This window comes from Verrucomicrobia bacterium S94, assembly GCA_004299845.1.
GTDB lineage: Bacteria > Verrucomicrobiota > Kiritimatiellia > Kiritimatiellales > Pontiellaceae > Pontiella.
The window spans coordinates 3,916,823-3,931,737 of record CP036201.1 but is presented as its reverse complement, the minus strand read 5'-3'; the positions used below and the strand labels follow the sequence as shown (position 1 = coordinate 3,931,737).

The following is a 14,915-nucleotide window of genomic DNA, read 5'->3' as shown; positions in this document are numbered from 1 at the left end:
CAGATTACACACATTTCCGGAACGCGGTCAAACCCGTCAGCTCTTTGTCGTACCAAAAAACCGAAAAACAACGCCCTTTTGAGTAATGCTTCAGATTCTGTCTGCAAATTACATAAAAACCCTTTTATCCGGCGGTAATCCAATGTTTAGACTCCCGCCTCCTATTACTCCCCCGACCTAACACACCGGGATTTCTTTTGCCGGGAATAAAAAATAAAGCAGACAGTCAGCATGCATATCACCTGAACCTGATAATAAAGCGGCTGTTCCGCTCAGCGCCTCTCTCCCGGAAAGAGCCGGTGGCTTTCTTATGCGGAATACACGACCGACTTCGTGCAGATTGACAAGGCTCCGCCTCCTGTGAGACGCTGTTCATACTTATGCAAATGCGGTTTCATTGATGCGGAATAATCTTTATATTGCAGAAATTCTCAGACATCGGTTCAGCCCGGAAACGATTGAAACCGCACTGAAGCGATGTGCACAAAATGAAGCCGATCTTCTTGAAATTCTTTCCGACGAAGATAATCCCAGAGGCGTCCTTTTTTCAGAAGTGGCCCGTCATGTCGGCATGGATCTGATCGATCTCAATGAAACACCGCCGCCGTCTTCCGCCGCCCACCTGATCGATCATGAAATTGCCCGGCGCTATCGAACCGTCCCGATCCGGAAAAGCGGGACCACTCTGACACTCGCTTTCGGAGATCCATCCGATATCGAAACCCTCGATACCCTGCGTTACCTGTTCGATACACCGGTCGAAATTGCTGCCGCCCTTCCGGAACAAATTGAAACAACACTTAAACGGCTCTATGCCGAACGCGACACACCTGCGCCGGAAGAAAAACAAGAGACTTCTGTTCAGAGTAGTGATGAACCGATCATTCAACTGGTGAATATGCTCATTACAGAAGGTTTCAACCAGCGCGCATCCGACATCCATCTCGAACCGCTCTCCGCCACATTCCGGGTTCGCTACCGGATCGACGGTGCCCTGCGGGAAGTTGAAGGACCGCCGCGCCGCCTGCATCCTTCCGTCATCAGCCGCATCAAAATCATGGCCGGAATGAAAATCTCCGAAAAAAGGCTGCCGCAGGATGGGCGGATTGAAATCAGCGTTTCCGGACGCTCTATCGATTTGCGGGTCTCCTCGATTCCGACCAATCACGGGGAGAGCATCGTGATGCGTATCCTCGACAAACAAACCCTCAAACTCGGACTTCCGAATCTTGGATTTCATGAGGATGACCGGAAAACCTTTGAACGGCTCATTCAGTATCCCGACGGCATTCTGCTGGTGACCGGACCGACCGGCTCCGGAAAAACCACCTCGCTCTATGCCTGCCTCAATCATCTGAACAAACCGGACCGGAAAATCATCACCGTCGAGGACCCGGTTGAATATCAGCTGAACGGTATCAACCAGGTGCGCGTCCGCCCGGATATCGGCCTGACGTTCAGTGCGGCCCTGCGCTCCATGCTGCGCCAGGCCCCCAACATCATTATGATCGGAGAGATCCGTGACCGCGAAACCGCAGAAATTGCGGTCAATGCCGCACTGACCGGCCATCTGGTACTCAGTACGCTGCACACCAACGACGCCCCGAGTGCCGTTACGCGCCTGACCGATATCGGCATCAAGCCCTTCCTTATTTCGTCGGCAGTCCGCGGTATTATGGCCCAGCGTCTGGTGCGGACCATCTGTAAAAACTGTAAAACCGGTTATGCCCCTTCAGAAACTGAAACTCAGCTGGTCGGCCGGATTACCAACCTCTGGAAAGGTGAAGGCTGTCCCGCCTGCGGAAATACCGGCTATCATGGCCGAAAGGGCCTTTTTGAACTGATGGCGATCAACGATGAACTGCGCGAACTGATCTATCATCAGGCCCCGACCGCCGAACTGCGCACGTCCGCCTCCGCCTGTGGCATGCGTACCCTGCGGGAGGATGGGCTTCGCAAAGCCGCCGACGGCGAAACCACGCTGAGCGAAGTACTCCGGGTAACTATGGGGGACCGCAACGGATGATTATGCTCAACCATCTGGTAGACAGCGGGCGACTTTCCCGCGAACAGGCGAAGACCATTCACGAAGAGCATCTCGCGCAGGGGCACAGCATACGTGAAATCATACTTGATCAGCACTATCTCAGAGAACCGGAATATCTGCAGGCCGTGGCAGAAGCGCTCGACAGCAAAGTTATCGATCTCGCAAATACCCTGCTGCTCCCGGACTCCGGAAACCACGTTCCCGTCAGCCTCCTCCGGATGTATTCTACAGTACCGGTGAAAAAGCAGGACGATGCGGTTATTTTTGCCGTATGCGATTATCCGGCACCGGCCGTGGTGGACGACCTGGCCTTCGTTCTGTCCCGTCCCGTGGATTTTGTGGTTACTTCGGAAAAACAGATTGATCAGGCGCTTCTTAAACGTTTCGGCCCTCCCGATGAACAACCGTCCGTTCCTGTTAGCGAGCTGGAACAGACTGATTTTTCCGACCTCGAGCATGCCGCCAGCTCCACCCCGGTTATTCAGTTCGTGAATATGGTCCTGCAGCAGGCGGTTAAGGATGGCGCATCGGATATTCATTTCGAACCGTTTGAAAAGGAGTTTAAAATCCGCTGTCGCGTGGATGGAGCCCTGTTTGAAATGTCACCGCCGCCCGTTCATCTGGCCCGGCCGATTATTTCGCGGATCAAAGTTATTGCCGGGCTTGATATTGCCGAATCACGCCTGCCCCAGGATGGACGCATTCAGCTTCCCGTTGCAGGTCATTCCATCGATTTCCGTGTTTCCACACTGCCCACACAGTTCGGTGAAAGTGTCGTATTGCGCGTGCTCGATCGCTCCAACATACAGCTCGATCTCGACCGCATCGGATTTCCGGAAGATGTCTACCGCAGTTTTGCTGAAGATATTGAGAAACCGAACGGTATTGTAATTGTGACCGGTCCGACCGGTTCCGGAAAAACCACCACGCTTTATGCAGCCCTCCAGCGGATCAACAAAATTGAGACCAAAATTCTGACCGCAGAAGACCCGGTCGAATATGACGTTGAAGGAATTATCCAGCTGCCGGTACGCGATAACATCGGCCTCACCTTTGCATCGGCCCTACGCTCTTTTCTCCGGCAGGATCCGGATGTAATTATGGTCGGAGAAATTCGCGATCTTGAAACCGCCCAGATTGCCGTGCAGGCCTCGCTGACGGGACATCTGGTGTTTACCACATTACATACAAATGATGCCGCCGGAGCCATTACCCGTTTAATTGATATGGATGTGGAACCCTATCTGATTGCCTCGACGCTTGAATCCGTCATGGGCCAGCGGCTGGTCCGCACGATCTGCCCGAACTGCCGGACTGCTTATACCCCGGATGATGAAATCCTGCGGTTGCTCGAACTCAACCGGGCACAGATCGGCGACCGCCCGTTTTATAAAGGTGCCGGATGCAAAAAATGTGACGGCAGTGGCTACAGCGGCCGCCAGGCCGTTTTTGAATATATGCCGATCACTGAAACGCTGCGTTCGGCTATCGCGGAAAGGCAGCCGACACTGGCCCTCCGCCGGAAAGCAGTCGCCCACGGCATGCGCACGCTGCGCGAAGACGGAATCCGTCTGATTCTGGATGGCCGCACAACAGTTGAAGAGGTGGTTCAATACACATGATTAAATGGATTTTTACCGGTATCTGCATGATCTTTTTCGTGCTGCTGATGACCAACAAAAAAATGGAGATGCGCACCATCTTCAACGACTACCAGTATTCCAAAGGTTACTGGAACAAAGCGATCCACATTGAGCGCGGCAAAGAGATTATGCGCCCGCGGCTGATTCCCTATATGCTGGAGATCTACGCCTCCGGTCATGATATCGAATTTGCCGAGGCCATGATCGACTCCTGTCAGGAACAGAAAGCCACCGATCTGCTTTGGGAAATTGCGCTGAACGAGGAAACAAAACCGCTCGTGCGGACCATCTGCCTCGCCCATCTGCTGAACCGTGATGAGCTTCGGGCCTGGACAGAGATTACCGATGAGGATATTGAGGTGATCAGTGCCTCCATGCCGGCCCACGTAGTACACTGGAAACATCTGCTCGTTAAGTATGTCGGCGTAACGCATGCCTATCTGAACAAAGACACCTTTCCGGAACGCCATAAATTCAAAGCCACATTCCGACGCTGCATCGAAATGTATAAAGTAAAAGAGGCGGACCGCAAAAAAATCCAAACAAAGTATCTGTCTGAAGAGGAATTTCCCGAAGAGCTTCCGAAGTAATCCGATACAGCCCGTTCCAAACCCTGGAAAAATCAATGCCTAAATTCAGATATACTGCTCACGATGTCAACGGCCGGAAAAAAAGCGGCTCCGTCCATGCATCCAATCAGGCCGCAGCGGAGGAGCAGCTCAAAGGAAAAGGGCTTTTTCCGACCGAAGTAACCGGCACCGATCTGGAACTCCCGAAAACCGCTAAGAAGCCCCCGGCGCGCGGGCGAGGACTTTCCACAGAAATCCGTCTTCCAATCCTGCCGACTCCGGTGATCCCGAAGCATCTAATGGTACTGACCCGCCAGCTTTCCACGCTGATCCATTCCGGAATGCCCCTGCTCAAGGGCCTCCAGATTCTTAAACGGCAGGCAAACAATATCACGCTGAAAAAAGCCCTTGGACAGATTGCAGAATCCATCGAAGGCGGCAGCACTTTTGCGGATGCGCTCGCAGAACATCCCCGTATCTTCAACCGGCTTTATATCAACATGGTTAAAGCCGGAGAAGCCGGCGGCGTCCTCGATATCGTACTGGAACGCCTTGCATCCTATATGGAAAAGGCGCAGAAAATGAAAAACCGGGTCAAAAGCGCCATGACCTATCCTATGGTGGTATTACTGGCCTCCGCAGCCATTATGATCTTTCTGATGGTTTCCATTATTCCGAAATTTAAAACCATCTTTTCCGACATGCTCGACGGCCGCGCCCTTCCGCAACTGACCCTTTATGTGATGGGCGTCAGCGAAAATATTAAAAATCAATGGCCTGTCGGACTTGCGGTTCTTGCTGGTATCGCGATTTTTCTCGCAGTCCTGAAACGGTTCCGGCGAGGACGCTATCTGCTCGATGCACTGAAACTCGCACTGCCTCTGTTCGGAAAACTTATCCGGATGTCAGCCCTGGCCCGTTTTGCCCGAACCCTCGGCACCCTGATGGAATCCGGTGTTCCCGTTCTTCAGGCCCTTTCAATAGTGAAGGAAACGCTTAATAATGAACTGATCTCTAATGCCGTTCAGGACATTCATGACAATATCAAGGACGGCGAATCCATGGCCGCTCCCGTGGAAGCCAACCCTGTTTTCCCACCGATTTTCGCGGGGATGGTTGAGGTGGGCGAAGAAACCGGCGAACTTCCGGATATGCTGCTGAAAACAGCGGATATGTATGAAGACGAAGTGGATAATATCGTGGCGGGACTGAGCTCGATTATCGAACCGCTGCTGATCGTTATTCTTGCGCTGGTTGTCGGCACAATTGTGATTGCCATGTTTCTCCCTATGGTGTCTATTATCGGTAACCTGAGTTAGGCAGGGGAGCCACCTCAGAACCAGGAGAGACTGATGAAAGCACTGTTGATTGTCGCGCACGGCAGCCGCCGTAAAGAGTCGAATGATGAAGTCCGCCGCCTAGCCAAACGCATTCACGAAAACGCCGGGCCGGCGTTTAACCTCGTAGCCAGTGCTTTTCTTGAAATTTCCAGCCCGCAGATCGACTCTGCTGTCGCCGATCTCGCCGACGAAGGTGCTTCCGAAATCAGGATTTTCCCCTATTTTCTCGCCGCAGGCACCCACGTGGTAAATGACATTCCGCATATTATTGCAGAGGAAAAAACGAAGTATCCGAATATCGACTTTGAAATTCTCCCGCATCTCGGGGCTCTGCAGGGGATCAGCACCCTGATTCTCAATCAGATCTACAAAGGCGGAAAAGCGCGCAATCCTGCGCTCGCCTCGCTTGAAACCGATTGATGGGCACTCTGTCTTTTCCCTCCCGGTATGGAACTCTGCAATTCGGGAGAGCTATAACCGCACTTCGTTTTCGGAGCAGCCTGCCATAAACCGGCGGCGGCATAATGGAATGGTCTTATCGCGCTATATTGCCATTGACTTATGCCCTTCTCTCCCCTAATTTCCTCGCTCTTTTGACCCCAAATGATCGGGGGAGGTGAATTTAGAAATGGCACAAGAAACATGCGAAGTAAAAGTACGCCGCGGCGAAAATGTGGACCGCGCACTGCGTCGTCTGAAAAAAGCGCTGGATAAAGAAGGTGTTCTGAAAACCATGCGTTCCAAACGCTGCTACGAAAAGCCGAGCGAAAAGAAAAAACGTCTGGCGAACAGCCGTCGTACACGCCGTTGATTTCCAGTCTTTGGAAATCGTTTGATAAAGCTCCCTTCACCGGGAGCTTTTTTGGGTTTAGACGGATACTGCCGGATATTCTGCCATCAGCCGCAGATTCTCATCCACCTCTTGCGGAGTAACCGCTCCGATGGTCATGGCATCCAGTGCCCCGCAGTTTTGTGCATACTTCATGCACTGCTCACGCTTATCGACGAGCTGTCCCTCACCGTATATTTTCATTCCGATAATTCCCTTCCCATTGGCTTTGGCCCGCTTCAGCAGAGCGAGCACCTCGGCGGGTTCTGCATCACATTTCACTCCATACGGATTCAAACGCGCCAGCATAATGTCCACCCACGACAATGCGGCGGCGGTTTCCATCGCTCCGAAATCATGACAGGAAACACCCAGCGCACGTATCTTGCCCTCGGCCTTTGCTTTCGAAAAAACATCCATATACGGTTGCATCTCCTCCACCCAGTTCTTTTTGACCAGACAGTGGAGCAGCAGCATGTCGACATGCTCAACATTCAGCTCTTCAAGAAACCGCTCCAGTGCCTTTTTCGCCGACTGTTTACGCTGGGCCACAGAAAGAGCGGAAATATTTCCATCACTCCGGAACCAGAATTTGGTCAGAAGAGAAACGTTATCGCGCGGAATAGTGCGCAGGGCCTCCCGACAGTAGGGATGAGACCCATACCAGTCCGCCAGATCAAAAAAGGTGATTCCCCGGTCATAGCAGTGCTGGAACATGCCGACAAATTCCGCATAGCCTTTGCGGGTCATAATCGACTTTTTTCTGCCGGCTTTCACTCCGGTACCAAATCCCATACGCGACATAATGATACCGGTGTTTCCCAGTGTGACCTGCGGCGGTGAGGCCGGGACCTCCTCCGAACGGACGGCCGATGCCGAAAAAGCGGCTGTTCCAATGAGGGGAAGAGCAAAGTTACGGCGACTCGTATTCAGCATATCAACCTCCGGTTCACAGGAACGAATAACAGGTTGTACGCAATATGGCGATATTCAAAAACAGTTAATAGGCCGTGCCGCGCATCCATTCACCATAGAGTTCCCAAAGCCGCCAGCCTCCGAGTATCCAGATCACCGCCGCCAGAGAAATGTACGGCCCGAACGGAATTTTGCTCTGCAGTTCTTTTTTTCCGAGAGCGATGAATGTTACGCCGATGATCGTACCAAGCAGCGAGGAAATGAAGACAATGAAAATCACAGCTTCCCAGCCCAGAAAAGCGCCCAGGCACCCCATCAGTTTCACATCGCCGAACCCCATGGCATCTTTTTTAAGAATCAGTTTCCCGATCACGGAAACGGAGTAAAGCGATCCGAACCCAACCGCCAGACCGATCAGCGATTGGACCAGACCACCCATATGCGTGTCGGCACCATGCAGGGCCGGAATCAGAAAGCTCAGGATCGGCCCGATAATCTCCCCGCCGATCGTCACACGGTCAGGAATCCACATTTCGTCATAATCGACCATGCTCCCGAAGATCAGCCCGAAGATCAGCAGACAATAAGCAAAAACGATCCCCCACTGGTAGGGATACACCAGCCAGACCGCGGAAAACAGAAGTGCAGTTAACAGCTCTATCGTAGGATAACGGGCTGAAACCGGAGCTTTGCAGTACCGGCATTTCCCCCTGAGAAAAATCCAGCCGAAGATCGGAATATTGTCCTTCCAGGCCAGATCCGTCATACATTTCGGGCAGCGGGACCGCGGCTTTATCACCGAAAGTTCAGCCGGAATGCGGTAAATACACACATTCAGAAAACTGCCCCAGCAGGCGCCGAACAAAAAGACCACACAGGTCCAATACCAGTCCCAAATTCCCATTAATCACTCCCGTAAACGGCATCTTCCAGCGCTTTGCGCATCGCCGGAACCGACGGCTCGGTGCCGGTCCAGATTTCAAAGGCGCGCGCGCCCTGATGCAGCAGCATACCCAACCCATTAGCAATCTGCGCGCCAGCTTCGCGCGCTGTGGTCAGGAATGCGGTTTCGGGATACATGTAAATCAGGTCAAAAGCGCGCTGCCCCTCTTTGAATGCTTCCGGCGGAAGCAGCGAAGGATCGTCCTTTTTCATCCCCACCGGCGAAGCCTGCACCACCAGATCGCATGCGCGGCACAGTTCAATCTGCTTCTCCTTTTCCAAAGCCTGGAAAATTTCCACATCAGGAACAAGTGCCTTCACTTCATCTTCCAGCCGCTGGACCCGTTCTGCATCGATATCAGCCAGCACCAGCACTTTTGCGCCCTCGACTGCCGCCTGCAACGCTGTGGCCCGCCCTGCTCCGCCGCAACCCAACACAAAAATCCGGTCGCCCTGAACAGTTTTACCAAACGCTTCTTCCAGCGCCTTCAGAAAACCATAACCGTCAGTATTATGACCGACCATCCCCTCTTCGGTAAACTCAACCGTATTCGCTGCGCCGAACAGCTCCGCACTCGCATCCAGCTTTTCAAGTCCTCGGAAAGCCACCTCTTTATGCGGAACGGTCAGGTTGACGCCGGCAAAACCCATCAGCGCCATCGACGGCAACACCTCCATCAGGCGGTTCGGATGCACATCCAGCGCCAGATAAATACCATCAAAGTTCAACTCCTCCATCGAGGCATTGTGCATGACCGGCGACAGCGTGTGCCCGATCGGATGCCCCAGCACAGCGAACGGTTTAGTATGTCCACTCAACTTCATCTTCAGATCCCTATTTTTTAGTAATACGGTTCAGGCCGGCAACAATGGCGCGCACTGCCGCCTGGTTGATATTTGAGTTTTCCCCGACACCGAAAATCACGCCGTTACCCGCCAATTTAAGTGGGACATAGGCAAGTGCCTGAGCATCGGCTCCTTTATCGATAGCCTGTTCATGATAGTCATCCACAGTAAAATCAACATCCACCACCTGCCGGATTGCAGAAACGAAAGCCGAAATCGGCCCGTTTCCATCGGCCTGAATGGTTTTTTCTTCGCCATTGATCTTCAGCTTCACCTCACCGTGAATAAAAGTCGGGTCGGCATCATCCGGCCGCGGCCAGTATCCGATGAGTTCATACGGTCCCTCCGGCGACACAAATTCATGCAGAAAAACCTCATACACTTCATCGGCACTGATTTCACGACCGACCTTTTCGCTGTAGCCCTGCACATAGCGACCGAGTTCCGGCTGCATGGCCTTGGGGATTTCAATCCCGAAATCCTGCTCCAGCACCCATGCAATGCCGCCTTTGCCCGACTGCGAATTGATGCGGATCAACCGCTCAAATTTACGGCCGAGGTCCGCCGGATCGATATGAAGATACGGCACCTTCCAGCCCATACCGAACATATCCGGAGCCTCTTTGAGCTTATGCACGCCCTTGTTAATAGCATCCTGATGCGAACCGGAAAAGGCCGTGAAGGCATAGCTGCCGGCATACGGCTGGCGATAATAGATCGGCATGCCGGTAAGACGTTCCACTGTTTCCGCCACGTGCCCGAGATCGGAAAAATCGATACCGGTTTCAATGCCCCGCGAATAGAGATTGCTGATGCAGGTAACGAGATCGACATTACCTGTACGCTCGCCATGTCCGAAGAGCGTGCCCTCCACGCGATCCGCCCCGGCCATCAAAGCCAGCTCTGTAGCTGCCACGGCCATCCCCTGGTCATTATGGGAATGGAGAGATACCAGAATGCGGTCACGGTGTTTCACCTTGCGGCAGAAGAGTTCGATCATGTCGGCATAATGATTCGGCGGGCGGCGTTCCACCGTCGCCGGAAGATTCATAATCATCGGTTTTTCCGGCGAAGCCTTGCCCCACGTGTCAAATACCGCATTGCAGAGTTCGACAGAAAAATCCACGTCTGTATCGGTAAACTCTTCCGGAGAAAATTCATAGCGGATATCCGATTCCGGCATTTGATCAGCCAGTTCGCGAATCTGCCGGGTGGCGGCCACAGCCGTTTCAACCAACTGCTCGCGCTCCATACCGAAAACCTGCTTCATATGCAGATCCGACGGTGCAATGTAGGCATGAACAATCCCCCGCTTACAGCCTTTAAACGCCTCCATCGTTTTTTCAATAAGATGCGGGCGCGACTGCGTGAGCCCCATAATAAAGACATCATCCGGTATGAGGTCCTCTTCGATCAGCGTCCGGAAAAAGTTGAATTCATCTGCACTGGCTGACGGGAACCCGATTTCAATGTGTTTAAACCCGAGATCGCAGAGCATTTTAAAATATTCAAGTTTCTGATCGGGATCCATCGGATCAGGCAGTGCCTGGTTTCCGTCGCGCATATCCACTGAACACCAGATCGGCGACTGTGTGACGCTCTTTGAAGGCCACTGACGATCCGGAATATCAATCATCTCCGGAATTCTGTATTTTGGTACACTCATTTTTCTCTCCTGCAAAAGGGCTTAATTTATCCAACCCTGCTTTTCTATTCCATTTCATTCACATTTTTTCTAGCCACGGACAAACACCGAAATACACGCCCCCGCTTTCCGGTTCCCAATATTAATCCGCAGCGCTGAACACAAAAAAACCTCTGCGGGTTTCCCTGCAGAGGTTTTTCAAAAGTGGTTGATTCAATCAACAGACTATAGGCAAACCGCCTCCACAGGATCTTTCCCAGTGAGTAGCAGGCCTAGCAGCAGGTTGTTGAATGCACGTTTCATAACTTTCGGTAACCTAGTTCCAATTCCGGGAAACTGTCAACCCTCATTTCCACCCATAAAGCAACTCTGCCCGTTTCCGGTGATTTTCCAGCATCCGTTTCTTCAGTTCCGCTGTATTCGAATCTCCCGGTTTCGTCTGCGAAACCTCCGTCAGCAGAGCAACCATTGATTCAAAATCACGCAGATCAATTTTTTCCGCTTCGATCTTCGATGCACCCATATTGTGATAACTACCCAGCGGCAGACAGACCGCACAGGTGCGGTAACCCAGCAAAGCCAGCCCGGTCGACTCACAGCTTCCGCCCGGCATCAGCGATTCCACAAATTTCAGCGACGGATCTGCACGGTGTAACGCGCGCGCCGTTTTACGGAGACTCGACGTCAATTCCGGATCAAAAACAGTCGAAGCATCACCCACCCGGACAATAGCCCCCTGTCCGATTTTCGCATTCGGCTGTGCCTTTGAAGCTTCGATTCCAAGGATGGGAAACGCCGGATCGACCAGCCGGTTTTTCGCCGCCGAAATTGCGCCGACAAAACCGACCTCTTCGGCACGGGTCAGCAGGCCGTACACCTTTCGTCGCGCCCCCGAATCCTTAAGCCGTTTCAAGGTCATCAATATCGAAACCACACCGCACAGATCATCGACCACCCGCAGCTCAAGCCGGTTTCCACGCTTTTTCCAGGGCGGCAGTTCCCACATACCCGGCGTTCCCGGCTCCAACGGAACGGCTTCATCCAGTTTAATCCGACACTTCAGAAAACCGCTCTCCCGGTCCCGCCGGACCACCTCCACCGTCCCGGAAACCGGATTACCGGTAAGTGGAAAAAACTGCATGCGCGCGCCGGGAAAATAATGTTCCCCCACACTGCCACGGAACCAGGCCTGTACCGTGCGGCCCCGCCGGGAGTTCCATTCAAATCCGGGATGGTCCATATGCGCCTGCAGCACCCACGGATGCTGTGGTGCGCGCCCGGGCGTTTTATACGTCAGCAGGATATTCCCGACTTTATCCTCTTCAAAACCGATCCCGTTCCCGGCCGCCCATTCACGTACAAACGCCTGGACCTTCGATTCGCAGAACGGGGCCGTCGGCAGTGAAACCACCTCCCTGAACAGCTTCAGTTCTGACAGGCTTAAAGACATCGGCGGATTCACATTTCCGCTTTGGGATAAGAACCGAGCACCGTCATGACCGTGCAGTGCTCCTGCAGCGCTTCGAGAGCGCGCTTCACTTCCGGATCATCGGCGTGACCGTCGATATCGACAAAGAAGTAATATTCCCAGTTTTTATTCCGGCTGGGGCGCGACTCAATCTTTGTCATGTTGATGTTGTCGGCTTTAAACACCGAAAGGGCATCGTACAACGCTCCGACCTTGTGCTTCACACCGAACATCACAGAGGTTTTATCATTGCCGGTCGGCTCACTGTAATCCTGGCCGATGATCAGGAAGCGGGTGGTATTGCCCTGCATGTCCTGAATATTTTCCGCCAGCACCTCGATGTCGTACATATCCGAAGCCATCACACTCGCCACCGCTGCAGCACCGGGCGTTTCCAGCGCCAGCTGCACCGCCTTCGTCGTACTTTCCACCGGCGAAAGTTTAGCATTCGGCATATTCCCCGCCAGCCAGGCACGGCATTGCCCGAACGCTTCCTGCTTACTGAAAATCAGGCGGATCTCGTCCTTCTGATGCCGCGAAAGCAGCGTCAGGGAAATCGGCAGATAAATCTCCGCACAGATTTTAAGCGAGGTGTTGGCAAACTGATCAAAGGTATGCGTCACGGCACCCTCGGTGGAATTTTCCACCGGCACCACACCGTAATCCGCTGTACGGTTGGCCACACGGTCGAACACTTCGGCAATTGTACTGGTTGGAATATAATCCACACTGACGCCGAATTTATTCCGCGCCGCCTGATGCGTGAACGTGGCTTCCGGACCGAGATAGGCAATCTTCATGTTCGTTTCCAGCGCCAGCGCGGCCGACATAATTTCACGGTAGATCGCGTGGGCCGATTCCTCGGGCAGCGGCCCGGAATTCAGTGATTTGATTTTATCAAATACCGCACGTTCACGGGACGGCACATAAATTTCCGCTCCCTCTTTTTTCTTTTCCTCTCCAATCTTCAGCACAACATTAATGCGCTCATTGAGGAGTTTAACAATTTCAGAATCGAGCGAGTCGATCTGCTTTCTTAAATCATTAAGATTCATTTTTTCTCCCCGTTGCCTTCCGAACTCTGGATCTCTTCATCCAATGCCGCCATTGAAGCATCCATATCCGCGGCATCCGATTTTTCCTTCAGTTCTTTTTCGATTCCCGGAAGCTCCTCTGTCGTCTCTTTTTTCTTTTCTTCAACCGGCATCGTACGTTTCAGTTCCTGCGCTCCCGGCAGATCATTGATATCGTTGATCCCGAAATGCTCAAGGAATTTCTGTGTGGTCCCGAACAGCCACGGCCGGCCCGGCAGCTCGGAACGCTTCACCACCCGCACCAGCTGCATATCGATCAGTTTACGCAGTACCGCATCCACGGAAACACCGCGAACCTCCTCAATTTCCGAACGAAGGCAGGGCTGCCTATATGCCACAATGGCCAGCGTTTCCAGTGCCGGTTTTGAAAGACGCATGGTCTGGTTCTTTTCCAGCAGCGCCCGCACAAACGGCCCGCACGCGGCATCGTTCTGCAGACGATACGCTCCGGCCACCAGTGCCACCTCCAGGCCGACTTTGGCCTTTTGCAGATCTTCGGTCAGCTGCTCAATGGCCCCTTCAATCTGCTTGTCCGTCGCTTTTGCATACTGCTCGTATGGTCCGCCGTAACCGTTACCGGTTTCGATCATCGCCTTGCGCATGCGTTTCACCGTCAGCGGCTCTTTCGCCGCAAACAGCAGCGCGCCGACAATCTGCTTCAACTCTGGAAGTACATCTACCGTGCTTTCGCTCATGTTACTCTCCGCTAAAGCGTTTCGTTCTCTTCGTCTTCTAACTTGTCATCTTCATCGGATCTATCGTCATCCGATCCATCATCCAGTTCAAGTTCCGGATGCGGTTCCTCGGGTTCTTCCGGCGGCAGCGCCGGCGCCGGATCAGGATCGCGCGGTTCCACCACAATGTCACCGAAACGCTCATCCTGCACACAGGCAATCTTATTCAGCTTAATCAGCTCCAGTACCGCCAGAAATGTGCAGACAATCTCCAGCTTCGAGGTCATACCACCGAACAGGTCAGAAACACACAGCCGATCCATCACCTTCAGGTTTTCCACAATAAAGGTCACCTTCTGACTGACCGTATATTCCTCGGCAAAGATTTCCTGCAGATCCTCCTCTTTCACACGGCCCAGCGCCTCGTTCAGCGCCGAAATCAGATCAAAGATGCTCGCGTCTTTCAGATCGACATCCGGCGGTGCGCCAAGCTCGACATGTTCACTTTCACGGCTGAACACATTTTCCATATGCAGCTCAAGGTCCTCAAGATGATCCGCCGCATCCTTGAACTTTTTATATTCAACCAGCTGGCGTACCAGATCCCAGCGCGGATCCTCCTCTTCCTCTTCGCTTTCATCCTTACGCTCTTCCACCGGCAGCAGCATGCGGCTCTTAATCAGCATCAGCGTAGCCGACATCACGATAAAATCGCCGGCGATATTCAGGTCCAGTACCTTCATCAGCCGCAGATATTCCATGTACTGATCCGTAATGCGACCGATCGGAATATCATAGATATCCACCTCATCTTTTTTGATGAGGTATAAAAGCAGGTCCAAGGGGCCCTCGAACACCTCGAGCTGAACCTTATAGTCGTCTTTGATTAATTCCATCTGTGAA

General features: G+C 52.9%; 13 protein-coding genes and 1 pseudogene. 6 read left to right on the top strand and 8 right to left on the bottom strand.

Going from position 1 to position 14,915, the window contains the following annotated elements; translation table 11 throughout:
- Positions 1-400 precede the first annotated feature (400 nt).
- From EGM51_17305 to rpsU, 6 genes are all read left to right on the top strand, one after another.
- Positions 401-2,026 carry a type II/IV secretion system protein gene (locus tag EGM51_17305; GenBank protein QBG49069.1) on the top strand — a complete coding sequence of 542 codons (1,626 nt, stop codon included), beginning with the start codon at positions 401-403 and terminating at the stop codon, positions 2,024-2,026.
- The gene (locus EGM51_17300; GenBank protein ID QBG49068.1) at positions 2,023-3,669 is read left to right on the top strand and encodes a type II/IV secretion system protein; all 1,647 of its coding nucleotides are present in this window, start codon (positions 2,023-2,025) and stop codon (positions 3,667-3,669) included. Before EGM51_17305 ends, EGM51_17300 begins: the two co-directional genes overlap by 4 nt.
- Positions 3,666-4,280, top strand: coding sequence for a hypothetical protein (locus tag EGM51_17295; GenBank protein QBG49067.1), 615 nt, complete (start codon positions 3,666-3,668; stop codon positions 4,278-4,280). Before EGM51_17300 ends, EGM51_17295 begins: the two co-directional genes overlap by 4 nt.
- Positions 4,281-4,315: 35 nt before the next feature.
- Complete coding sequence (locus tag EGM51_17290; protein ID QBG49066.1) at positions 4,316-5,578, top strand: type II secretion system F family protein; 1,263 nt, start codon at positions 4,316-4,318, stop codon at positions 5,576-5,578.
- A 33-nt stretch (positions 5,579-5,611) separates the two neighbouring features.
- Complete coding sequence (locus EGM51_17285) at positions 5,612-6,019, top strand: cobalamin biosynthesis protein CbiX (GenBank protein ID QBG49065.1); 408 nt, start codon at positions 5,612-5,614, stop codon at positions 6,017-6,019.
- Positions 6,020-6,227: 208 nt separating this feature from the next.
- Positions 6,228-6,410: a 30S ribosomal protein S21 gene (rpsU, locus tag EGM51_17280; protein ID QBG49064.1), complete on the top strand. Its 183-nt coding sequence runs from the start codon at positions 6,228-6,230 to the stop codon at positions 6,408-6,410.
- A gap of 57 nt (positions 6,411-6,467) precedes the next feature.
- Here rpsU and EGM51_17275 read toward each other — a convergent pair whose 3' ends face one another.
- From EGM51_17275 to EGM51_17240, 8 genes and pseudogenes are all read right to left on the bottom strand, one after another.
- A complete protein-coding gene (locus EGM51_17275; protein QBG49063.1) occupies positions 6,468-7,364 on the bottom strand; it encodes an aldo/keto reductase in 897 nt (298 codons plus the stop codon).
- Between the two features lie 64 nt (positions 7,365-7,428).
- Entirely contained in the window at positions 7,429-8,247 is an 819-nt protein-coding gene (locus EGM51_17270; GenBank protein QBG49062.1) for a prepilin peptidase, read from the bottom strand.
- Positions 8,247-9,110: a shikimate dehydrogenase gene (gene aroE, locus EGM51_17265; GenBank protein ID QBG49061.1), complete on the bottom strand. Its 864-nt coding sequence runs from the start codon at positions 9,108-9,110 to the stop codon at positions 8,247-8,249. The genes EGM51_17270 and aroE overlap by 1 nt, the downstream gene beginning before the upstream one ends.
- 10 nt (positions 9,111-9,120) lie before the next feature.
- Positions 9,121-10,797: a 2-isopropylmalate synthase gene (locus tag EGM51_17260; GenBank protein ID QBG49060.1), complete on the bottom strand. Its 1,677-nt coding sequence runs from the start codon at positions 10,795-10,797 to the stop codon at positions 9,121-9,123.
- Positions 10,798-11,122: 325 nt separating this feature from the next.
- Entirely contained in the window at positions 11,123-12,226 is a 1,104-nt protein-coding gene (locus tag EGM51_17255; protein QBG49059.1) for a M20/M25/M40 family metallo-hydrolase, read from the bottom strand.
- Positions 12,227-12,234: 8 nt separating this feature from the next.
- On the bottom strand, positions 12,235-13,299 hold the full coding sequence (gene pheA / locus EGM51_17250) for a prephenate dehydratase (protein QBG49058.1): 1,065 nt from the start codon (positions 13,297-13,299) through the stop codon (positions 12,235-12,237).
- Positions 13,296-14,033 carry an SMC-Scp complex subunit ScpB gene (gene scpB / locus EGM51_17245; protein QBG49057.1) on the bottom strand — a complete coding sequence of 246 codons (738 nt, stop codon included), beginning with the start codon at positions 14,031-14,033 and terminating at the stop codon, positions 13,296-13,298. The genes pheA and scpB overlap by 4 nt, the downstream gene beginning before the upstream one ends.
- 164 nt (positions 14,034-14,197) lie before the next feature.
- Positions 14,198-14,899, bottom strand: a pseudogene (locus EGM51_17240) (chromosome segregation protein ScpA).
- Between the last annotated feature and the right edge of the window lie 16 nt (positions 14,900-14,915).

Excerpts from the sequence above, each read along its gene's own strand:
- EGM51_17305 (QBG49069.1), top strand. The coding sequence starts at position 401 with ATGCGGAATAATCTTTATATTGCAGAAATTCTCAGACATCGGTTCAGC.
- EGM51_17300 (QBG49068.1), top strand. The coding sequence starts at position 2,023 with ATGATTATGCTCAACCATCTGGTAGACAGCGGGCGACTTTCCCGCGAA.
- EGM51_17295 (QBG49067.1), top strand. The coding sequence starts at position 3,666 with ATGATTAAATGGATTTTTACCGGTATCTGCATGATCTTTTTCGTGCTG.
- EGM51_17290 (QBG49066.1), top strand. The coding sequence starts at position 4,316 with ATGCCTAAATTCAGATATACTGCTCACGATGTCAACGGCCGGAAAAAA.
- EGM51_17285 (QBG49065.1), top strand. The coding sequence starts at position 5,612 with ATGAAAGCACTGTTGATTGTCGCGCACGGCAGCCGCCGTAAAGAGTCG.
- rpsU (QBG49064.1), top strand. The coding sequence starts at position 6,228 with ATGGCACAAGAAACATGCGAAGTAAAAGTACGCCGCGGCGAAAATGTG.
- EGM51_17275 (QBG49063.1), bottom strand. The coding sequence starts at position 7,364 with ATGCTGAATACGAGTCGCCGTAACTTTGCTCTTCCCCTCATTGGAACA.
- EGM51_17270 (QBG49062.1), bottom strand. The coding sequence starts at position 8,247 with ATGGGAATTTGGGACTGGTATTGGACCTGTGTGGTCTTTTTGTTCGGC.
- aroE (QBG49061.1), bottom strand. The coding sequence starts at position 9,110 with ATGAAGTTGAGTGGACATACTAAACCGTTCGCTGTGCTGGGGCATCCG.
- EGM51_17260 (QBG49060.1), bottom strand. The coding sequence starts at position 10,797 with ATGAGTGTACCAAAATACAGAATTCCGGAGATGATTGATATTCCGGAT.
- EGM51_17255 (QBG49059.1), bottom strand. The coding sequence starts at position 12,226 with ATGTCTTTAAGCCTGTCAGAACTGAAGCTGTTCAGGGAGGTGGTTTCA.
- pheA (QBG49058.1), bottom strand. The coding sequence starts at position 13,299 with ATGAATCTTAATGATTTAAGAAAGCAGATCGACTCGCTCGATTCTGAA.
- scpB (QBG49057.1), bottom strand. The coding sequence starts at position 14,033 with ATGAGCGAAAGCACGGTAGATGTACTTCCAGAGTTGAAGCAGATTGTC.